At 35.0% G+C, this 21,060-nt stretch carries 19 protein-coding genes and 1 pseudogene; 6 read left to right on the top strand and 14 right to left on the bottom strand.

Annotation, left to right across the window (positions count from 1 at the left end):
• Nucleotides 1-12: 12 nt before the first annotated feature.
• The 4 genes from AC1Q51_RS25275 to AC1Q51_RS25260 all read right to left on the bottom strand — a co-directional run bounded on the left by AC1Q51_RS25275 (nt 13) and on the right by AC1Q51_RS25260 (nt 3,761).
• A complete protein-coding gene (locus AC1Q51_RS25275) occupies nt 13-564 on the bottom strand; it encodes a GNAT family N-acetyltransferase (protein ID WP_000178473.1) in 552 nt (183 codons plus the stop codon).
• A gap of 215 nt (nt 565-779) precedes the next feature.
• Nucleotides 780-1,688 carry an iron-hydroxamate ABC transporter substrate-binding protein gene (locus AC1Q51_RS25270; RefSeq protein WP_000728224.1) on the bottom strand — a complete coding sequence of 303 codons (909 nt, stop codon included), beginning with the start codon at nt 1,686-1,688 and terminating at the stop codon, nt 780-782.
• 21 nt (nt 1,689-1,709) lie between these two features.
• Nucleotides 1,710-2,726 carry a FecCD family ABC transporter permease gene (locus AC1Q51_RS25265; RefSeq protein WP_492331790.1) on the bottom strand — a complete coding sequence of 339 codons (1,017 nt, stop codon included), beginning with the start codon at nt 2,724-2,726 and terminating at the stop codon, nt 1,710-1,712.
• On the bottom strand, nt 2,727-3,761 hold the full coding sequence (locus AC1Q51_RS25260) for a FecCD family ABC transporter permease (RefSeq protein ID WP_000902727.1): 1,035 nt from the start codon (nt 3,759-3,761) through the stop codon (nt 2,727-2,729).
• A gap of 274 nt (nt 3,762-4,035) precedes the next feature.
• On the opposite strand from AC1Q51_RS25260, the gene AC1Q51_RS25255 reads away from it, so the two are divergent.
• A complete protein-coding gene (locus AC1Q51_RS25255; protein ID WP_265938743.1) occupies nt 4,036-4,800 on the top strand; it encodes a DUF817 domain-containing protein in 765 nt (254 codons plus the stop codon).
• A gap of 124 nt (nt 4,801-4,924) precedes the next feature.
• Here AC1Q51_RS25255 and AC1Q51_RS25250 read toward each other — a convergent pair whose 3' ends face one another.
• Nucleotides 4,925-5,962: a DUF4003 domain-containing protein gene (locus AC1Q51_RS25250; RefSeq protein WP_142238888.1), complete on the bottom strand. Its 1,038-nt coding sequence runs from the start codon at nt 5,960-5,962 to the stop codon at nt 4,925-4,927.
• A gap of 192 nt (nt 5,963-6,154) precedes the next feature.
• Nucleotides 6,155-6,610 (bottom strand): DinB family protein, encoded by a 456-nt coding sequence (locus AC1Q51_RS25245; protein ID WP_492331789.1) that lies wholly within the window; start codon nt 6,608-6,610, stop codon nt 6,155-6,157.
• A gap of 192 nt (nt 6,611-6,802) precedes the next feature.
• Here AC1Q51_RS25245 and AC1Q51_RS25240 point away from each other — a divergent pair, with 192 nt between their 5' ends.
• Nucleotides 6,803-7,291: a DinB family protein gene (locus AC1Q51_RS25240; RefSeq protein ID WP_000902403.1), complete on the top strand. Its 489-nt coding sequence runs from the start codon at nt 6,803-6,805 to the stop codon at nt 7,289-7,291.
• A gap of 113 nt (nt 7,292-7,404) precedes the next feature.
• On the opposite strand, the pseudogene AC1Q51_RS25235 reads toward AC1Q51_RS25240, so the two are convergent.
• From AC1Q51_RS25235 to AC1Q51_RS25225, 3 genes and pseudogenes are all read right to left on the bottom strand, one after another.
• Nucleotides 7,405-7,881: pseudogene (locus AC1Q51_RS25235) on the bottom strand (DUF2690 domain-containing protein).
• 17 nt (nt 7,882-7,898) lie between these two features.
• On the bottom strand, nt 7,899-8,411 hold the full coding sequence (locus AC1Q51_RS25230; RefSeq protein WP_000473732.1) for a YjfA family protein: 513 nt from the start codon (nt 8,409-8,411) through the stop codon (nt 7,899-7,901).
• 300 nt (nt 8,412-8,711) lie between these two features.
• Nucleotides 8,712-9,605: a LysR family transcriptional regulator gene (locus AC1Q51_RS25225; protein ID WP_097846592.1), complete on the bottom strand. Its 894-nt coding sequence runs from the start codon at nt 9,603-9,605 to the stop codon at nt 8,712-8,714.
• A 123-nt stretch (nt 9,606-9,728) separates the two neighbouring features.
• Between AC1Q51_RS25225 and AC1Q51_RS25220 the strand changes: the two genes are divergently transcribed.
• Nucleotides 9,729-10,694: a quinone oxidoreductase family protein gene (locus AC1Q51_RS25220; protein WP_098366128.1), complete on the top strand. Its 966-nt coding sequence runs from the start codon at nt 9,729-9,731 to the stop codon at nt 10,692-10,694.
• A gap of 65 nt (nt 10,695-10,759) precedes the next feature.
• On the opposite strand, the gene AC1Q51_RS25215 is transcribed toward AC1Q51_RS25220, so the two are convergent.
• From AC1Q51_RS25215 to AC1Q51_RS25205, 3 genes are all read right to left on the bottom strand, one after another.
• Nucleotides 10,760-11,470 carry a histidine phosphatase family protein gene (locus tag AC1Q51_RS25215; protein ID WP_001042048.1) on the bottom strand — a complete coding sequence of 237 codons (711 nt, stop codon included), beginning with the start codon at nt 11,468-11,470 and terminating at the stop codon, nt 10,760-10,762.
• A gap of 159 nt (nt 11,471-11,629) precedes the next feature.
• Entirely contained in the window at nt 11,630-12,154 is a 525-nt protein-coding gene (locus tag AC1Q51_RS25210; protein ID WP_000256462.1) for a GNAT family N-acetyltransferase, read from the bottom strand.
• A 6-nt stretch (nt 12,155-12,160) separates the two neighbouring features.
• Nucleotides 12,161-14,062, bottom strand: a complete 1,902-nt coding sequence (locus tag AC1Q51_RS25205; RefSeq protein ID WP_001095203.1) for an endonuclease MutS2 — start codon at nt 14,060-14,062, stop codon at nt 12,161-12,163.
• A gap of 610 nt (nt 14,063-14,672) precedes the next feature.
• On the opposite strand from AC1Q51_RS25205, the gene betA reads away from it, so the two are divergent.
• The gene (gene betA / locus AC1Q51_RS25200; protein WP_098289789.1) at nt 14,673-15,362 is read left to right on the top strand and encodes a collagen-like exosporium glycoprotein BetA; all 690 of its coding nucleotides are present in this window, start codon (nt 14,673-14,675) and stop codon (nt 15,360-15,362) included.
• Between the two features lie 155 nt (nt 15,363-15,517).
• Here the strand turns inward: betA and amyS are convergent, their stop codons facing one another.
• Nucleotides 15,518-17,059, bottom strand: coding sequence for an alpha-amylase (amyS, locus tag AC1Q51_RS25195; RefSeq protein WP_492331788.1), 1,542 nt, complete (start codon nt 17,057-17,059; stop codon nt 15,518-15,520).
• Between the two features lie 203 nt (nt 17,060-17,262).
• Between amyS and AC1Q51_RS25190 the strand changes: the two genes are divergently transcribed.
• Together AC1Q51_RS25190 and pepF are read left to right on the top strand one after the other, a co-directional pair.
• The gene (locus AC1Q51_RS25190; RefSeq protein ID WP_000129221.1) at nt 17,263-18,054 is read left to right on the top strand and encodes an arylamine N-acetyltransferase family protein; all 792 of its coding nucleotides are present in this window, start codon (nt 17,263-17,265) and stop codon (nt 18,052-18,054) included.
• 117 nt (nt 18,055-18,171) lie between these two features.
• Nucleotides 18,172-19,959, top strand: coding sequence for an oligoendopeptidase F (gene pepF / locus AC1Q51_RS25185; protein WP_097924144.1), 1,788 nt, complete (start codon nt 18,172-18,174; stop codon nt 19,957-19,959).
• A gap of 47 nt (nt 19,960-20,006) precedes the next feature.
• On the opposite strand, the gene AC1Q51_RS25180 is transcribed toward pepF, so the two are convergent.
• Nucleotides 20,007-21,053 (bottom strand): agmatine deiminase family protein, encoded by a 1,047-nt coding sequence (locus AC1Q51_RS25180; protein ID WP_001244187.1) that lies wholly within the window; start codon nt 21,051-21,053, stop codon nt 20,007-20,009.
• Between the last annotated feature and the right edge of the window lie 7 nt (nt 21,054-21,060).

The raw sequence follows: 21,060 nt of genomic DNA, 5'->3' as shown, positions 1-21,060 counted from the left end.
CGAATGTACTTTCTAACCTTGCAGCTCTATCCATTCATCCCGCAATATCCCCATAATGATACGATCAAAATACTTCCCATCTCTTTGAACCGCTTCTCTCATACAGCCTTCCATCCGAAAACCCATCTTTTTATACAACTCAATAGCAGCTTTATTATAAGAAATAACATCAAGACCGACGCGGTGTAAATTCAATTCATAAAAAGCATATTTTAAGATAAGATAGATCGCTTCTCTTCCATATCCCTTCCCCCTATCATTCGCATCTCCTATACCAATAGCTAATAAACCCGTTCTGTTATTCCACTCTATGCCATGAATTGCAACAAAACCAATTAAGCGATCATCTTGAACTGTCCTTAACATGAAAGAAACACTATTCGATCTCCGTCCCTTTAATAGCCCATCACTTGCTATTTCTTGTATCGATTGCGGGAATGCTACATCTGTATCTACATTCCTTAAATACTCACTATCTTCTTGCCACATAGCCATTACTTCAGCATCTGCTTCTCTAATAGCTGATAATTTAATCGTTTTATTTTGAAAAAGATTCATTGTCATTTCAAACTCCCCCTTTTTTAATAACAGGGATAATTATTAGCCTATTTATCCCCTTATTCTATAAACTGCTTTATACACGGGATACTTACAATAAGCGCTGACATTGGCACATCTCCTCTACACGAAATTAACTTCATTGTATAATTTTTCGTTTATTCTAACAATAATAAAAAGCCCTCCAAATTTAGAGGGCCTTTCCTAATAGCGAAACTATATTATTTCGTAAACATTTTCTCCGCTTCATCCATTGCCATTTTGTTACCTAAAGCAGAATAGTCAAGCCATGGTTGGTCATTAATAATGTATACGTGCTTACCTTTAACAGCTTTTAAGTCTTTCCAAATTGGTGTTTCTTGAAGTTGTTTAAATGCAGCTTTCGCTTTATCATCTCTGTTAACGACAACGAAAATAGCATCTGCATCAAAGTCAGGTAATACTTCTTGTGAAATGACTTCGAAAGGACGGTTTCCATCAATTTTCTCTACACCATTTGCAGGTTGTAATCCTAAGTCTTGGAATAAAATTGGTCCCATCGGTCTTTTTGTACTAAATACACGTAATTCTTTTGCAGTAACGCGAATTGCCATTACTTTTTCGTTATTACCTAGCTCTTTATCTATTAAACTTTTTACTCGTTTTGATTGCTCTTCGTAATCTTGAATATATTTATCTGCTTCTTTCTCACGGTTTACAAGTTTACCAACTTGTTTTAAATGATCTCTCCACGTACCTTCATCTAAATTGAAAGAATGTGTTTTTGCAATTTTTTCGTATTTCGCTAAATCTTTGCCCGCGTATTTTTCATCCACATAAATGTCAGTTGGCTTCAATTGAAGTAACGCTTCCATATTCGGATCTGTTACAACACCAAGTTTCTTCGTATCTTTCAACTGCTCTTTTGCGTGCGGTAAGAAATCTTTTAAATCTCCGCCAATAACAGAACCTACTGGTGTAATTCCTAATGCAAGTAAATTATTTGTTAAATGAATGGACATAGAGGCGATTTTTGGATCATTACTTTTTTCCGTTTTTTTCGTTGCCTCTTCATTAGCTTTCGTTTGACCACATGCTGCTAATACTAAAATACACATCATGCTAAATAAAATAGTAAGTTTCTTTTTCATATGTTCTCCTCTTTGAAGTATTTATTTTGTTTTTGTAAGTAAATAAAGAAAATACGGTGCTCCTAATGCCGCCACTACTACACCAGCTGGAATAGAGTTTGGCTCAAATATAGAACGACCTATCGCATCTGCTAGCACTAAAATAATTATTCCGATAATGCCAGCTAAAGGAAGAAAGTGTTGATATGTAGTACCTACTAACTTCCTTGCGATATGCGGAGCAACTAAACCGATAAAACCAATCCCTCCTGCCATCGATACACTTGCGCAAGATAATCCAACCGCTGTAGCTAAAAGTAATAACCGTTCTTTTTGAACAGAAACACCAAGTCCTGCCGCTACACTATCACCTAGTGACAATGCATTTAACGTTTTAGATTTTAGCCACGCATAAGGGGTTAGTATGAAAATCCAAGGTAATAATGCAAGGACATGAATCCAATCCCTTCCCCACACGTTACCAACTAGCCATCTAGAAGCGAATGTATACGTCTCATCATTTAACTTGAGAGAGAAAAATAACGAAATTGCACTAAAACCAGCTGAAACTGCAATACCAACGAGAATAAGTCTAATGGGAAGTAAACCATTTGACCGATCACTCGCAAGTAAAATAATAAGAAATGCAGCTAATACTCCTCCGCCAAATGTAAATAACGGTATTAAAATAGATGCACTTTCATTAATAGAATGAAAGAATGTAACGAATATAATTAGCCCGAAAGATGCACCTGAATGCAGTCCAAGAATACCAGGGTCTGCAAGTGCATTACGGGATAATCCTTGCAAAATCGCACCGGAAATCCCAAGGCCAATACCGGCTAACATTGTGATTATAATTCTTGGCATACGATAATCATATAGCACGGTTGCGCTCTCAAAATCACCATAACCAAAAAGTGTTTGAATTACTTTAAGTGGCTCTATACTCAGTGTCCCTGTATTTAGACTGATTAAAATTACAGCGATACTTACACATCCGAATATTGTAGTTACAGTAATAGCTCTCTTTTTATCCGTGTTAAAAAGATCTTTCACTTATAACTCCCTCCCAACTTTACGTGCTATATAGAGGAAGAACGGAACTCCAACAAGAGCTACCATAATCCCTATCGCAAGTTCCTTAGGAGGATTTACTGTTCTAGCTCCTAGGTCAGCTACAACTAATAACATAGCTCCTAATAATGCTGACATAGGAATAATGAGTCTATAATTCACACCAACTAATTTTCTAGCAATGTGCGGGATAACTAGTCCTACAAATCCAATAGAACCAACAGCTGAAACAGAAACACCTGCTAGAATAACTACTATAATCATCCCTAGTATTCTCGTTCGGTTCGTTTTCACTCCTAAATTTGTAGCAACATCATCCCCCATTGATATGAGTGAAATAGATCTCCCTAACACTATTGCAAAAATAATCGTTATAAGAATAATAGGGACTAAAAATTTCAAGTGTTCCCACTTAACCCCTGCAACACCACCAGCATACCAAAACGCTAAATCCTGGCTTAAATCATAATAAATCGCAACACCTGAACTTAATGAATGTAAAAGCGCTGCCATAACCGCTCCAGCAATCGTTAACCTCATTGGTGTTAACCCGCCTGATGTTGCTGATCCAATAACAAAAATAAGTACTGTACTTAAGACTGCTCCAATAAAGGAAACAATCATTAAATAGGAATACGGCATATGCGGAAAAAAAGCAAAACTAAGTGCTACTACAAACATCGCTCCTGCATTTATGCCAAGTACACCTGCATCAGCTAAAGGATTTCGTGTTACTCCTTGCATAACCGCTCCAGCGACCGCAAAAGCTGCCCCTACAACTGCTGCTCCAATTACTCTCGGGAGCCTTAATTCATAAATAATTTGGTGCTGCGTTAATTTCGGATTGTAATCCAAAACCGCAGTCCACACCGTTTGTAAATGAATATCCTTTGCACCAAATGAAATGGCTAAAAATATAGATCCAATTAAACATAAAATTGTTAAGCTCATGAAACATATGAACTTAATATGTATCCAGCGGTTATTACCAGCATGTACAGTAGACTTATGTAACATGTTTCATTTCATCCTTTATATTCAGTTGTTTTTTGTAATTATTTTTTATTTATAATTATTATTGATAATAATTATCATTTTCATTTAGATATTATATCCCCACTTTTTTTAAATAGCAAACTATTTTTTCACTTTTCTACAATATTAAAATACTCATTACAATTCCCTTCTAAAACTTACAAATACATGCAAAATAGACTACTGGATTATTTTTTAAATGTAGTATACTTATTGATTATTTTGATTTTTCAAATAAAAAATCGAAGGTGACACAATGTTCTATATAAAACAACTACTACATTTCACTTACGAACAAGCATTATCTTGCTTATTCCCAGTCATTATTTTCTTAACACTAGCCCTTTCAAAAATTGTTTCAATCCCAGGATTATACCGCTATGATTTCATACTCATCGTATGCCTTCTTATGCAGTGGATTATGTACAAGACTGGTCTTGAAACAAAAGACGAACTAAAAGTAATTACCATCTTCCACCTCATCGGACTCTTGCTAGAAATATATAAAATACATTTCGGTTCATGGAGTTATCCGGAAGAGGCATATTCAAAAGTTTTTGGAGTTCCGCTTTATAGTGGCTTTATGTATGCAAGTGTTGCAAGTTACATATGCCAGGCGTGGAGAAGATTGCATTTGCAAATGCATCATTGGCCAAAAGCTATTTTGGCAATACCTTTAGGAGCAATGATTTACTTTAATTTTTTTACACATCATTTTCTATATGACTTTAGATGGGTATTAACTGTACTTTTATTCATCGTTTTCTTTCGGACATTTGTAGAATTTTCATTACGAGGCGTTACATATAAAATGCCACTCGTTCTCTCCTTTTTCCTTATCGGATTTTTCATTTGGATTGCAGAGAACATCGCAACATTTTTCGGAGCATGGCAATATCCAAATCAACGGGAAGCATGGAGTCTCGTTCACTTAAGCAAAATTAGTTCATGGTTTTTACTCGTTGTTATTAGCATTATGATTGTCACGCAGCTCAAACATTTGAAGGAATCAAAAAAATAATGCTGATTATGTAAAAACAGTTAGCCCATCACTCATTAGAAAGTGATGGGCTTTTTTTAGTAATATTTTTTAAACCGACCTTATTAAAGGAGTTATACTTTACAAGGGCATAAGCAGTTGCACATTATGAACTACTACTAGCTGAAGATGTTGCTGCAGATGAAGCGGCAATCGTTGCCATCATGGCTGCCTGTTGTGCTTGTATGAGGACTTCTATCATTGTTTGTAAACCTGTGTTAGTAGCTTTACTTTCCTCACCTTTCTGACTTACGAACAGTTGAATAGCAATAAGAATATTTGTATCTGTATGCCAACGGAACAATTTATCCCCCTGCAATTTTTCAATAAATGCTCGAATAGAATGAATCTCTTTTTCTCCGTCCTCGAGTAACGCTAGTAGCCCGATAGCTGGGTAATGCATCTGTTTTACTTTTATCTTTTCTTGCTTTAACAAATTCCATATATTTGTACATTTTGCAACTAATAGTTCTTCCCTGACATCCTTCTTTAGTGAAAGAATATGACTCAAAAATTGAAGATCATTCCCTTTACGCAAACCAGCTGTCGCTAGTTTCTGATAAAGACGTTCCACTCGGTCCATAAGTGTTTCTACATGCTCTGATTGTCCTGCTAATAAAACTGCGAGTGGATAATCATTTGTACTTGTAAGAAAGAGGTGATCCTTTTTCATGCGTTTATATACTTGCATCGAACGCTGAATATGTGTGCCATGCTGTTCATTTTCTTCTGTTAAAAGCACAGCTGCTGCGAGATAAGTAAATATACTCCGGCTAAAGCCACCAGTGACCAATTGTTCATATAAATCTAAAAACGTCCGAAAAGCTTCCTTGTAATCTGTAAAGTGAATATCTAATGTTGCGGCCACTACAAAACGATGATAAGACTTTAAGTATGAAAACATCCCTACCTGATTCTTAATATAACTACTAATTTCTAAAAAATGTCCGAGATCAAACAATTTATCACTACCTGCATACATAGCAGCAATCATCATTCCTGTTCGAGAATCACTCGTTTTCCATTTTAGTTCTCCCTTTAACTGTACATATGTATGTTTATATTGCTCCAACTTTTGCTCTAATGTAATCATAGTATTCACCCCTATTTCTAGTTCTTCTCTATTATTATACGTATATTCCATATTTAGGAATACTACAATTAATAATCACACCATAAAAATTATAAAATTCTCTTATCCTTCTTCATCAGCACCACGATGATAATCCCTAATCCTTCAAGAAGTTATACAAAAAAGGTAGATAATAATTTATCTACCTTTTTTGTATATATTATTTAACATTACAACTGTATCGCTTGTTATATGCAATTAAGACTAAAGAGCTTTCATAATACGTTCCATCGCTTTCATTTGCCCAATATGATCAGCTTCATGATAAAGCATCATACCGTAAAGCTCCCCTACTGTTTCCAATCCTAGGAATGGCTCTGGCAGTTTATTTTCAAATGCTTCTGCTGGAATTTCGTTAATACGTTTTGCTTGTTCTTTTAATTGAGCCGTTAACACTTCTAACGATGGTCCTTCTGTTTTCCATTTAGATGGTCGTGATCCATACCCAAACATACCTGGATATTCAGTTGGTAATTGTTTGAATTCTTTTCCAAACATGAAAACTTCTGCTGCTGTTAACACGTGACCGATATGCCAACGAATTGTATTGTTAAAACCCTCTGGCTGCGTATCCGCAGTTTTATCATCTAACGTTTCCATAAATTTAAGTAACGCCCCGCGCGTTATTTCAAATTGTTTTAAACCCACTAGTCTATTCATTTTATCGTTCCCCTTCTTGATGTACAATTTATTATGAACTAATAATGTTCAACTTATTAAAGTTTCACCTTGTTTAATCTATCAGAAACAAATAAGAAATACATCTAATATGCTTATTAAAAATAATAAAAAGGTTCACTCCTCGTAAATATAGAATTACTTACTATGTAAATAAAAGAGGAGTGTACTTGCATGTTACATATTTTAAAACAACAATATAATCTTATTAGCTCTACAAGAGAAACTCTATTTTCGTTTTTGGAAGAAATCCCAGTAGAAAAATTACATAGCACAGTTCCTAATTTCGGAAGCGGTAGCATTATAAAGACTCATATTCATGTAGCCGATTGCTATCGATACTGGCTTGGATCATTCGCATTCAAGCAAAAAAGAGCAGATTTTTCATTTGCTAGCGATTACGAAATTGAGCATGCAGATGTGGAAAAAGTCCGTGCTAGATTTAAGTTAGTAGACGAAACTGTACAACGTTTTTTAGATGAATACAATGACCGTTGGCTCGAAAATATAGCAAATGAAGTGAAATGGCAAAAAGAACCTTGGAGCACAACTCCGCTATGGCTTTTAACTCATACGGAGACGCATGAATTTCACCATAAAGGACAAATTGTATCTATGGCTCGTCACCTTGGATACAATCCTCCTGATACAGACCTTAGTTAATTCAATGGTCCATGATTACCGAAAAAATTAGAATGAATACAAATCGAGCATGTTTTGAAATCCAATCAAAACATGCTCTTAAAATATTCTATCTTACAATCTCCATATCCTCATCAATACCAAATAGTCTCAGCATAATTATATGCATCACTATTTGGTATTGCATGTTTCCCCTGCGCTTGTGCCTTTCTTGGATCTAAGTCATATACCATTGGCGTATAGCATGATGTTTGCCCTTTATTTACAACACCATTTCCTCCAGCACTTCCACAAGTGTATGCCTTTCCATCTGTTTTTCTAACAATCCTTGCATCAGCTTCGTTATTATAAACTGCCAGGCGAGTTACAGTAACTTTTGCCCACGCTGTCTTACACGTCGTGCTAAATTTTAATTCCACATAAGAATTTGAGTCAATCCACTTCTTTTCTTTCGTTACTGCAGATTAATCACAGCTGTTATAATAAGGACTTTTCCCATCATATGAATGGTCTTCTGCGTATACTTTATCGCTATTAGTCGCGCTAAACATACTAGTTACAACGAGTAAAGATAGCAATAAACATGCACTCGTCTTTTTTAAAAGTTTCATATCATTTCACTCCTTTATTAATAACGTGCTGTTTTCCCGTAACCGTTATTAAACGTAACTGCTTCAGCATCTGCTGTGTATCCGAAATCAGCAGTTAAATCAAATACCATTCCTGTATAAGTGCTCGTTTGACCTGTTTTTATTGTGCCGTTCCCCTGATTAGAAGTAACTGATTTTTGGAATACACCATTTTTGTATTTATTCACAACAGCGTACGCGTACACTCCTCCCGAAACAGCTGGTGCTGGTTGATCTAAAACAAACTTAGCCCATGCTGCATGACATTTATTACTGTAACGTAAATACACTGTCCCTACTTTTTTACTACCTTCATATACAGCTGTAGATTTTGCATTAAATCCATCTGCATCACACGTCGTACTTCCCCCGTATACTTTCGTTGTTGCTGGATTTTTCCCATCATAATAACTACTTAAATCAGTAGCTGCAAATGTACTTCCTTGAAAACTAAATAATACACCTATACTTGCCGCACTTAACACGCATACTTTCATTAACTTTTTAAACATTTTAAATTCCTCCTCACAATAAGTACGTATACTAAAGACAAGCTATACTGCTATGTAAGTCCTCCTTTCACGCTTCCTAGAGGCATCTTACAGAAACGAATAAACGTTGTAAATTCCCTTATGATTATTGGAATATACGAAGAATTTTACTTATCCTTGTAAGAAAAAAAGTTGAGAAATACACATTTTATAGCATTCTATATTTAAAACATAAAAGAACCGATACTTGTTATATTCAAGCATCGATTCTTTATACAAAATTGCCATTTTTTCTTTTATATAAAATAAATATTTCTCCACTTAATCCGTTACAAAAAACTCCCTCGTTACATCAATAAATTGTCGCAGTGGCACTGTCATCCATTTGTCTTTATGCCAAGCGATTTGTGTATAAATTGGAGATATTGTTTCGTTTAACATTAACTCCTTTAACGTCCCTTCCCGTATATCTTTTTCTACTACTATCGCTGGTAAAACGGCTATACCTAAATCTGCAATAACACATTGTTTAATTGCTTCAACACTAACAAATTCAATTTTATTTGCTGGATATACATCTTCCCAGCGAAATAGCTCTTCAAATAAAGTCCGATACGAGCAGCCTAATTCTGTTAGTAAAAGTGTTTCACTCTCTAAATCTTTTATAGAAACTGAAGGTTGTTCAAGTAAACGATGCGTAGGAGCAGCTACTACTTTTAATTCTTCTTTCATAAGTGGTTCCACATGTAAAACATCTTCTGTTTTACATTCGTCCAAAATAAATGCAAGATCTACTTTCCCCTCCATCAATTGTTCCTTCGCATCTTTATTGGAGTGTGCTGGTTTAAATATAAGTTTTATTTGAGGAAATTGTGCTTTAAACTTCTTTAATATAGAAGGCAGTCTGTATGTACATTGACTTTCTTGTGCACCAATTATTAACGTACCTGCTATTTCTTCATCATCTTTCACAGCCATTTTCGCTTCGTTACTGAGTGCAATCATCTTGTCGGCATATAGTTGAAACTTCCTACCTGCTTCAGTTAAGAAAAGACGTTTCCCTAATCTCTCAAATAGTGGTGTACCGAGCTCAGCCTCTAATGTTTTAATTTGTGCTGTAACGCTCGATTGGGCAAAGTTTAATTTCTTCGCAGTTTGTGTAAAGTTCAAAGTATGTGCCGCTACTTTAAATGTAATTAACTGTTTTATTTCCATTTATCATCCCTCTTTTCAATCGATATTTTCGATTGATTCCATCGAAATAATCCTCTTTGTCTATTGATATTTGTATTGTATGATAAAGAACATCTATAAACAATATAAATGGAGGTATTCCATATGAAAGCACTTTGTTTCGAAACATTCGGAGACGCTAATGTTCTACACTATAAAGAAATACACGATCCAATCATAAGTCCAAATGAAATTCTTGTCCGCACGATAGCAATCGGATTAAACTTCGCTGATATTTATAGACGCCGCGGCGATTATCATCTTGCTGGCAATCCGCCTTATGTATTAGGTTATGAAGGAGCTGGAATTGTTGAAAAAGTAGGAGCTGACGTTACTACTATCAACCTAGGAGACCGTATTGCATTTGCGGACGTCCCATTTGCAAATGCAGAACTAGTTGCCGTTCCATCTGAAAAAGTAATCCCACTACCAGATTCTATTTCTTTTGAAACAGCCGCTTCTGTCTTATTACAAGGATTAACTGCACATTATTTAACGCACGATAGCTATCAACTAAAACAAGGTGATATAGCTTTAGTACACGCTGCAGCTGGTGGCGTCGGTCAACTTCTTATTCAAATGATTAAACTACAGGGCGGAACAGTAATTGGTCTTACATCATCAAAAGAAAAAGCAAAGATAGCTACATTAGCTGGTGCCGATCACGTATCTTTATATAACGAAGAATGGCATACGAAAGTACTTGAAATGACTAATGGAACTGGAGTAAATGTTGTGTATGAATCAGTAGGTTCTACATTAGGGGAAAGTTTTAACGCTACTAAAATTGGCGGTACTGTCGTATTTTACGGAATGGCTGGTGGTAATCCTGCGCCAGTTGATCCGCGTATGCTTATGGATACTTCAAAAACTTTAACTGGTGGAGACCTTTGGAACGTGCTTACCACTTATGAAGAACGTAAAAAACGATCTACTCAATTATTCGATTGGATCGCAACTGGAAAATTAAACATTTCAAATCCTACTACATTCTCTTTACAAGACGGTGCTCTTGCTCATGAATTATTAGAGAGCCGTAAAAGCACAGGGAAGATTTTATTAATCCCATAATTCACAAAATGAAAAGGAAGCTAGATTTCTCTACCTTCCTTTTCTTATTTCTATTTGAGATTTAATTATATTTCCACACTTTCTTTCCCTTTTGCAACATAACTCATATCTCCAACCGACTCGACTGTATATGTTCCATCTTGGTATACAATCTTCGTCACACTAGCATTTTCCACCCCAAGTTTTGTTTTGCTACTGTCTAACATTTCTATTAAGGTAGTAATCAAAAGCCCATGAACGACAACTAAAACGTTACCGCCACCATTTCCAGCAGCTTCTTCACTAATTTTATCTATCTCAGCTTTTATGCGAGTAGAAAATAATTCCCAATCTTCCGCCTGTTTTGTAGGATCTGCTACTCTAATAAGATTAATCACTTCTTGAATAGAAAACTTCATAAGTTCTTCTGGTGATGGAACGCCTGCAGCTTTTCCAACCACATCCCACATATTCTCAAGTTTTTCACCTTCAAAAATACCGAAATTTAATTCTCGCAAATCTTTTCTTTGCTCAAGTTTTAATTTTGATTGCTCACTATATTTTAATACTAAATTAGCAGTTTCAATCGCTCGGCCGCTATCACTACTATACGCATTCATAAAATGAATATCTTTTAATCCTGTTCCTAAATTTGTGGCAACTTCAACACCTTTTTCTACTAATGGAGAATCAGCCCAACCTTGCGCGCGATGATTCGTATTTAATATTGTTTTACCGTGTCTTGTAACATATAAAGTAACTGCATTCTCATTACTATCTGTTTCTCGCTTATTCATTTCATTCTCTCCCTTTACGTTTCTATATCAATTTTACCACCTCAATTATTCATTGAGCAAAATATACGTCAGTAGATCCGCTTAATAAAAAAGCTATCTTTCTGTATATCCATACAAAAAGATAGCATCTTTTATGATTACATTTCTTAACCGTTACTCCTACTCAGCAAAAGCACTCGAATATTGTACAATTCCTTCTACACCTCGAAGAGAATTTTCTGTTAATTCCATTATCATAAATACCTCTTCAGGCACTTCAAACGGTGCTTTTATATTCCACTCACTTGCTTTCTTAAAACCAAATTTCGGGTAGTACTCTGGATGTCCCAATACTACAACTGATCCGTATCCAAGCTCTTTCGCTTTTTCTAATGCAGCTACAATCAGGTTTCCACCAATTCCTTTTTTCTGATGACCCCTAGCAACTGAAACTGGTGCAAGTGCTAACGATTCTACAGAAGTTCCATCTTGTTCTATTGTAATTTTCGATAACATAATGTGACCAACTATATCTTCATCTACCGCAACAATTGATAACTCTGGAACAAACGCGTCACATTCTCTAATACGTTTTACAAGTTCATGTTCTGTTTTATCACTAAATTCTTCCTTTAAAAATGCTTCTTTTATGACTTCTTCTGTTTTTCTATAATCATTTTTTTGTTCTTGTCTAATCGTTACCATTTTAACTTATCCTCTATTCTTTCTTATTTCTTTTTGAATTTTACGCAGTGCTTTTTTCGATCCGCGCTCAATATCGTGTTGCATTTTTCTTTCTTTATAATCAACAAATAGTGTATTTAAATCGTATCCTTCTGGATATAACTCCTTCGCTGCTACTTCTAAAGTAATACGTTTTACATTTACTTCAACGAATTCACCGTTATAATATACAACAACGTTATAAAAATTATCTTTTTCCTTATAGATGATACCAAAATCATCATGATCCAATAAATTAACACGATCGCCGATTTTGTACTCATAATGAGATTCTCTTTTTTCTTGTACAAATTTCGGTTTTCTAATTTTACTTTCATTCACTTTTTCTAAAGCGTACTCTTTATTTCCCATATACTCTTTCGCTCTTTTCAGTACATGTTCTTTTACGCTCATTTTATTCGCAATCCAAAGTGCATTACTTTCTCCTGATTTTCCGATAACTAATTTATAAAGCGGCTCTAGCGTTTCACTATTAAACTGCATCGCTGCATTCATAAAGTCATCATGCATTTCTGAGAATCGTTTAATTTCTCCGTAATGCGTACTCGCAACGGTAATACATCCCGCAAAGTACAACTCTTCTAAAATAGAAATTGCAAGTGCTGCACCTTCATTTGGTTCTGTACCGCTCCCTATTTCATCAAATAAAAGTAACGTATTATTATTTGACATCCTCATAATCTCAGAAAGATTTTTCATATGAGACGAAAATGTACTTAGTGCATTTTCAATACTTTGATTATCACCAATATCTACGAATACATTTTCGAAAATAGCGATTTCTGTACCTTTATCTCCTGCAATATGAAGACCTGACATTGTAGCTAATGTTAACAATCCAATCGTTTTTAACACAATTGTCTTTCCGCCCGCATTCGGCCCTGTAATAATTAAACTACGATACTCTTGACCAATTTTAAAATGTAACGGTACAACTTGCCCTGTTAAAAGCGGATGCTTACAATTCACTAAATGAATGTAGCCATGATCGTTTAACTTCGGTTCTATTCCATCAATCGATTTACTAAACTTCGCTTTCGCAAATACCATATCATACTGACTAATTAGCTCCATGTTAATCTTTATACTATATATGTTTTCTAAGACCATTCCTGATAAAGTCGCTAAAATCTGATACTCTTCAACCGCTTCTTCTGCTTTCAAACCTGCTAATTCTGCATTCAATTTCGTAACCGTATGCGGTTCTATAAATACAGTAGAACCTTTTGCCGAGGCTTCAATAATACTTCCAGCAACTTGATTTTTATAGGAAGATTTAATTGGAATCGTATAACGGTCATCCTTTTTACTAATAAAGAATTCCTGAATGAATTTCTTATTTGCACTACTATTTAAAAACTTCGTTAAACGTTCTTTTATTTTCCCATCTACAGAATCGATATTATTTCGAATTCGTTTTAACTCTTTACTTGCAGCTACATCAATACTATTTCCTTTAATTGAAAAGTTAATTTCCTCTTCAATACTTTTATATTCAGTCATTGAATTTGCATAAGAAGCTAATACTGGTGCAAAAAATTCTTTATCTAACATAAACTTTTTAATCTTTCTACACCCACGTAAAAAATCTGAAACACTTACTAATTCTTCTGGATCTAAAATCATCCCTTTTTCTAATTTTTGAATTGTACTAGCAATATTAGAAATGCCGAAGAAAGGAACATGCCCTTCTGCATCTAATATAGCTCGTGCTTCTGTCGTTTCATTCAAGCGATTTCTCACTACTTTTATACTCGTACTCGGCTCTAATTTGTTTACTAATTCCTTACCTAATCCACTTACACAATAAGATTTCACTATATCCTTTAATTCGTTATATTGTAACTTTTCAAAAGTCATCGTATTCATTTTGTTTCTCCTCACTATGATTGATTTTTATCATAAATGAAGATACCTACTCATTAGATTCCAATGAGCTCTACATTATTTAATTACCATTTTTATACATTAAAAATATATACAAAAAAGCTGCGGGGATACCGCAGCTTTTACATTTACAAGGCATGAGTAATAACATATGAGGAAATAAGCCATAAAAAAACAGATGGCAATCCCCTTATTACACGCTTTATAAAGTATTGTAGGTATCTTCATAGGTATTGAAATAAATCCATGACAAAGCTAGGGGTATGGTATACATAAAAATCCCCTGTTCTTATCCGATTTATTTCATTAAATTTTTCCTATTTAATACCTACCGCACTCACAAAAAGCACCTCTCATTAATTTATATTATAGTCATTGAAATCTAATTTATTGAAATCATCATACTATATGTTACGTGAGAAGTAAAGGTGTCATACTTTAGTAGTACGTAACTATAGATTTCAATATTGCTTAAATTAGGTCTATATTCACTGAAGAGAAATTATAAGAAGCGCCTCCGCTATTGCGAATGTCATTTACTTCCCCTAATACATTTAATAATTATGACAAGCAATAATAGGAGGTTTACTATATGAGTGAAGAATATAGTATTTTACATGGAACTGCTCTAGAACCAAATTTAATCGGTCCCACACTACCATCAATTCCACCATTTACATTACCCACCGGACCTACTGGAATCACAGGTCCTACCGGTGCGACAGGTTTTACCGGAATTGGAATAACTGGTCCTACTGGGGGTACAGGTTCTACCGGAATCGGAATAACTGGTCCTACTGGGGGTACAGGTCCTACTGGAATCGGAATAACTGGTCCTACTGGGGGTACAGGTTCTACTGGCGCAACCGGTTTAGGGATTCTTCCCATATTTGGAACAATAACTTCTGAAGTAGGAATCGGTTTTTCAGCAGTAGTTAATACAAATATTAATTTTACCATTCCAGGACCTGCTAGTGGAACTACTATAAATCCATTAAATAATTCTATTACAATTGATACCACTGGCGTGTACTCTGTATCCTTTTCAATTGTATTTGTAATACAAGCTATATCGTCTAGTATATTAAATCTTACAATAAACGATTCCATTCAATTCGCAATCGAAACGCGAGTTGGTGGTGATTCTGGGATAAGAGCTACATCCGCCAGAACTGATTTACTATCTTTAAATCAAGGGGATGTTCTTCGAGTACGAATAAGAGAAGCCACGGGTGACATTATATACTCCAATGCCTCTCTTGTTGTTATAAAGGTCGACTAACTCTTTTATTACAATAAAGATTCAGGAAAAATAAAGTGAAACTTTAATAAGCCCTCACCAATCGGACTGACCACAAATAGCGGGATAAATATGCACAATATAAAAAGAAGAGGAAAACTTATATTTCAGTCTACCTCTTCTTTTTCATCACCAAATTACTGCTGAACATATATGGAAACTGATCCTCCACTTACTTGGAATTGTCCCCCACCATCCTTATTAATTGTTACAGTATTTGTTTGATTACCCGTAATATCGTACCATACTTCCCCTGCGTTATTCTTCCCAACATCCATCCACTTTGACCCTCCTGGTCCATCAGAGATTAATGTTGCTAAACCAGAATTAGCATGTACACTATCACCTTCTCTTGTCCAGCCAATTACATCTGGATGATCAAAATAATCCCGCTGCGTACCATATGCAAAGTTTTTTCGTGCCGTCAAAATCGGATCAATTTTGTCCTTTAACGCTGGAATTTCATAGTTACTATTTCCTTTTGTACCATAGTAATCACCATAGAAAACAGAAGGATATCCCTCTGCACGCGTTAAAATAAATGCATATGCCAACGGTTTGAACCAAGGGCTCACTACAGATTCCAATGACTGACCAGGCTGTGAATCATGATTTTCAACTAGAGTAACCGCAAGTGTAGGATGATTCGCAACTACCGTTCCTTTTAAAATATTTCTCATATCATAATTCCCATTTCCTGTTGAAGCATAGTGAAAATTATAATGAAGTGGTGCATCGAACACAGATTGATTATAATTGACCTTCGCTAAATAATTATTTAAAGTCTGGATATCATTTTGCCAATATTCAGCTACTGTAAACATTTCTTTCCCCGTTTGCTGTCTAACATGATTTACCCAATCGCGCAAATATTCATGATCAATATGTTTAACAGCATCTAAACGAAAGCCATCTAAATTTAATTCCTTCGCATACCACGTTCCCCATTTTTTCATTTCATTCGCAACATCTGGATGATCAAAATCAAGATCCGCGTACATCAAATAATCATAATTCCCATTCTCGCTAGACACTTCCCAGTCCCACGCTTTACCTATGCCCCTAAATTTATAAATTCGGTTTAATTTCTTTCCTTCATCCCAATCTGTTCCGTCAAAATGATACCATTTCCATTTGAAATTAGAATAAGAATCTCCACGCCCTGGAAAGTTAAATCCTGTCCAAGCACTAATTTCATAATCACCTGATACTTCAACATTTCGATTGCTTGGGTCTACCTCAACTGCTGTGACAGTTTCTGTATAATCAGCCCCACCTTTATGATTCATAACTACATCACCGTATACATCGATGTTTTTCTTATGTAAAGCGTCAATTGCAGACTTCAATTGTGCTTTCGTCCCATATTTCGTCCGCACTGTTCCCTTTTGATTGAATTCCCCCAAATCATATAAATCATATGCTCCATATCCTACGTCATTTTGCGTAGTTCCTTTATATGCAGGTGGTATCCAAACAGATGTAATTCCTTTTTGCGCTAAATTTTCAGCATCAGTACGCAAACGATTCCAATGATCCCCATCATTCGGAGCATACCACTCAAAATACTGCATTAACGTTCCATTGTTAACTGTATCTGCATATGCTTTACTCCCCTCATATATACTAGGTAAAAACATAACAACTGACAATCCGACTATTGTTACTCTTTTAAACATCTGTACACCATCCCTTTCTAAGAAAGCGTTTGCATAGTTTATCAGAATTATTATAATATTCGTTCCACCGTTAGTAAAGTAGCAATCTCTCACTCTCCCACATTATTTTTAATCTCACTTCAAATATTCAACGTAGTTTTAATTTCACATCCTATTCAAGATTGTTTACAATTTACCTATAAAAACATAACGGAGGGATTTCTATGACAGACTTTCAAAAACAATTTTTCGCACGATTATATATAGAAGAAAAAGACACAGTTTCATTTGAAGATTTATCTAACATTATGTACGCAATGGCACAAACTGTTCCTTTTGAAAACTTAAATATTCTCGAAAAGAATTTTAAAGAAATATCAAAAGAAAATTTGAAAGAGAAAATTTTAGTAAATAACCGTGGCGGTCTTTGTTATGAACTCAATCCTACTATGTATTACTTCCTGAAAGATTCTGGATTCGATGTTCATCTCGTTTCAGGAACAGTTTATAACGCTACAAACTCCATATGGGCTGTTGATTCTGGCCATATTGCAACCGTTTTAACACATCATACTGAACTTTATTTAATTGAAGTAGGATTCGGATCATACTTACCTCTTGCCCCTGTCCCTTTCTCAGGTGAAGTCATTCACTCTGTTACAGGAGATTATCGTATTCGTAAAGAAATGACCGAAAAGGGAAACTACATTTTAGAGATGCGGAAAAACAATGAGTTCTTGGATCAATCTTCTGCTGATGATTGGACGTTAGGCTATGCATTTTATATAGAAGAAGTGGATGAAGAAAAAGCAAATACAGCACAAAAAATTATCGTTGAACATGAAGGGTCACCCTTTAATAAACTACCTCTTATTGTAAAACTAACTGAAGATGGGCATGCCTCTTTAACGAAAGATAGCCTTACAGTAGCGAAAAATGGTAAAAAAACGAAAGAAACCGTTACAGACATGCAATTTACAAACCTTTTACATTCAAAATTTGGAATTACACTATAAGTATGTAAGCCTTGTTATTTTAGCAAGGCTTTTCAATTTTCAGCAGGGATTTTTTGCAATTTGTTGTATTTCATAGTTATATAGAAATATAACTACATGTTTAGAAAGGAAATGATTATGACAGAACTTAAAGATCGATTACAAGTAGCTGATATAGAAAAATGGGATTTAACAGACATTTACCATACAATTGAAGATTGGGAAAGTGATTTTCATAAAATTGAAGTATTAACGAAGGAATTACACGAGTTTAATGGCAATATTCACGATGGCAATAGTTTATTAGCTTATTTAACGAAGAGTGAAGAAATTTCTAGCATAATATCTTTAATGTTCGCTTATGCACGATTACAATCTGACCTTGATACACGCGATACTGACGCGCAATCTCTTGTCGATAAAGTATCACAATTACACGTGAAAGTAAGTGCAGCTAAATCTTTCTTTTCCCCCTTCTTACTTAGCATAGACGAAAGCACATTACATTCTTACATAGAAGAAACAGAAGGCTTACAATATTATAAAGAAGACTTATTTGAATTATATCGTTATAAAAAACACGTATTGAATAAGGACCAAGAAGCAATTTTATCACAGATGGGTGAAGCTCTTTCTTCTCCACAGCACACATTTGGTATGTTAAACAATGCAGATATATTATTTGGTGAAGTGACGACTGACGATGGAGAAAAAGTGAACTTAACACGCGGAATGTATGCAAAGTTAATAGAAGATACGAATCGTGAAAAGCGTAAAGAAGCTTATAAAGCATATTACAAACCATATGTTCAGTTAAAGAATTCCATCGCATCTACTTTATCCGCTGCTATTAAAAATAATGTTACCGTTTCGAAGCTAAGAAACTATCCATCAGCGCTAGAGAAATCATTATTTGGCGATATGGTTCCGAAAGAAGTATATGAAAACCTTATTGATACAACGAAAAAAAACATTCAAACATTACATACATACAATGAAATTCGAAAAGAAAAATTAAACGTAGATGAACTAAGACAATACGACTTAGGCGTCGATTTAGTAGAAGGTGCAAAACAAGACATCCCATATAGTGAAGCATTTGACATTATGATTGCATCACTAGCTCCTTTAGGAGAAGAATATATTGAGACATTAAAAAGTTTTAAAGATAAACGATATATAGACGTAAGAGAAACACCAGGAAAACGTTCTGGCGCTTATAACTTTGGTGTATATGGTGTTCATCCTTTCATTCTTTTAAATCATCACGATGATTTAAATAGCCTGTTCACTCTTACTCATGAATGCGGGCACGGTATGCATACGCACTATTCACATGGATACCAACCAAGAATTTCTGCACATTATTCTATCTTTGTGGCAGAAGTCGCTTCTACAGTAAATGAAGTGTTATTAATTCACTATTTATTAAAAGAAGCAACAGAAACGAACGTGCGTAACCATTTAGTTAACCATTTTATTGAAAAATTCAAAGGTACTTTCTTTACACAAATTATGTTTGCAGAATTTGAAAAAATCACACATGAAATGGCGGAACAAGGTAAACCATTAAATGCACAAGTCTTCAGTGAAATTTATGAAAAACTATTTAAAGAATATAACGGTGATTCACTTGTATTTGATGAAGAAGTAAAGTACGGATGGGCTAGAATCCCTCATTTCTACCGCCCGTTTTACGTATACAAATATGCAACTGGATTCGCATCTGCCATTCAAATCGCTGATAAACTATTAAGCGGTGATCCGAATGCTCAGAAAAATTATATTGAATTCCTGAAAGGTGGAAGTTCTGATTATCCACTAAACCTATTGAAAAAAGCTGGTGTTGATTTAACTACGCCAGAACCGATTGAAAGTGCATTGAAACAATTCACTCAACTTGTTGAGGAGTTTTCAGCATTATAAAAAGCATGCAGAGTATATGCTCTGCATGCTTTTTCATTTGAATTACTCTATTCTATATGCTGCTGCGTCACACAGTGAATCATACCACCATACGCATACAATTCATTCACATAAATACCGACAATTCTTCTTCCTGGAAACTGACCTTCAATAATTTGCAGCCCTAACTTGTCATGTTCATCACCATATACAGGAACTAATACGACTTCATTACCAATATAAAAATTCAAATATGAACCCTTACAGTCTGCTTCTTTTACCACTTTTCTTGTTACTGGTACTGGAATGAGCTGAAATGGCTTTCCATCTATATTTTTCGCTTGTCGCAATTCTTGATAATGCTTTTCGTACGCCTCCAAAAGGTATGGCTCTCCTTCACCGAAAGGATCATATTCATACAGTATCGTATTTTCATTTACAAACCGTGCCGCGCCATCAATATGATAATCCGTATCTTCATCATAATTATCTTCTCCGCGTATACCAGTTATCCATATAAAATTCGTTACTCCTAAATATTTCGTTAATTCCATTTCAATTTCTTTCTGACTTAGTGTGGGATTTCGATTTTCATTTATAATAGACGTTTTCGCCGCCATTAAGGTCCCGTTTCCGTTTATCTCAATTCCCCCGCCCTCTAGACAGACACTAGATTCAACTTTTGGAATGCGATACATTTCACTTATTTTATTCGGAATATTAGCGTCTTTTTCGTACGGATATTTATTTCCCCAACCATTAAATATCCAGTGCGTTAGGCAGCGATTCCCTTCCTTATCCGTTACAAAGATTGGTCCGTTATCTCTTATCCAAATATCATCAGTTTCTTGAATTAAGAAATCAATTTTATCCATATTTACATTAGCTTCCATTAACTTCGATTGGACATGTATTTTCTCTTCTTCATCACATACAACAATATGGACATTTTCTCCATAGTGAAGCTCCTTTGCCATCGATATCCAAATATCATCTAACTTAGCTCTATAACCTTCACCTCTATGTGCTTTATCATGTGGCCATTGGAGCCATGTACCTTCATGTTTCTCCCATTCCGCAGGCATATAAAACAAACTATTTTCTATATTTCTCATACGTGTT

The sequence above is a fragment of the Bacillus sp. MT94 genome (assembly GCF_058792475.1).
This window is presented reverse-complemented; position numbering and strand designations above follow the sequence as displayed.

Excerpts from the sequence above, each read along its gene's own strand:
- AC1Q51_RS25245 (WP_492331789.1), bottom strand. The coding sequence starts at position 6,610 with ATGAATAGACTAGTGGGTTTAAAACAATTTGAAATAACGCGCGGGGCG.
- AC1Q51_RS25180 (WP_001244187.1), bottom strand. The coding sequence starts at position 21,053 with ATGAGAAATATAGAAAATAGTTTGTTTTATATGCCTGCGGAATGGGAG.
- AC1Q51_RS25225 (WP_097846592.1), bottom strand. The coding sequence starts at position 9,605 with ATGGAAATAAAACAGTTAATTACATTTAAAGTAGCGGCACATACTTTG.
- AC1Q51_RS25240 (WP_000902403.1), top strand. The coding sequence starts at position 6,803 with ATGTTACATATTTTAAAACAACAATATAATCTTATTAGCTCTACAAGA.
- AC1Q51_RS25205 (WP_001095203.1), bottom strand. The coding sequence starts at position 14,062 with ATGAATACGATGACTTTTGAAAAGTTACAATATAACGAATTAAAGGAT.
- AC1Q51_RS25210 (WP_000256462.1), bottom strand. The coding sequence starts at position 12,154 with ATGGTAACGATTAGACAAGAACAAAAAAATGATTATAGAAAAACAGAA.
- AC1Q51_RS25190 (WP_000129221.1), top strand. The coding sequence starts at position 17,263 with ATGACAGACTTTCAAAAACAATTTTTCGCACGATTATATATAGAAGAA.
- AC1Q51_RS25270 (WP_000728224.1), bottom strand. The coding sequence starts at position 1,688 with ATGAAAAAGAAACTTACTATTTTATTTAGCATGATGTGTATTTTAGTA.
- AC1Q51_RS25220 (WP_098366128.1), top strand. The coding sequence starts at position 9,729 with ATGAAAGCACTTTGTTTCGAAACATTCGGAGACGCTAATGTTCTACAC.
- AC1Q51_RS25250 (WP_142238888.1), bottom strand. The coding sequence starts at position 5,962 with ATGGAATATACGTATAATAATAGAGAAGAACTAGAAATAGGGGTGAAT.
- AC1Q51_RS25215 (WP_001042048.1), bottom strand. The coding sequence starts at position 11,470 with ATGAATAAGCGAGAAACAGATAGTAATGAGAATGCAGTTACTTTATAT.
- AC1Q51_RS25275 (WP_000178473.1), bottom strand. The coding sequence starts at position 564 with ATGACAATGAATCTTTTTCAAAATAAAACGATTAAATTATCAGCTATT.
- amyS (WP_492331788.1), bottom strand. The coding sequence starts at position 17,059 with ATGTTTAAAAGAGTAACAATAGTCGGATTGTCAGTTGTTATGTTTTTA.
- AC1Q51_RS25230 (WP_000473732.1), bottom strand. The coding sequence starts at position 8,411 with ATGTTTAAAAAGTTAATGAAAGTATGCGTGTTAAGTGCGGCAAGTATA.
- betA (WP_098289789.1), top strand. The coding sequence starts at position 14,673 with ATGAGTGAAGAATATAGTATTTTACATGGAACTGCTCTAGAACCAAAT.
- AC1Q51_RS25255 (WP_265938743.1), top strand. The coding sequence starts at position 4,036 with ATGTTCTATATAAAACAACTACTACATTTCACTTACGAACAAGCATTA.
- AC1Q51_RS25260 (WP_000902727.1), bottom strand. The coding sequence starts at position 3,761 with ATGTTACATAAGTCTACTGTACATGCTGGTAATAACCGCTGGATACAT.
- pepF (WP_097924144.1), top strand. The coding sequence starts at position 18,172 with ATGACAGAACTTAAAGATCGATTACAAGTAGCTGATATAGAAAAATGG.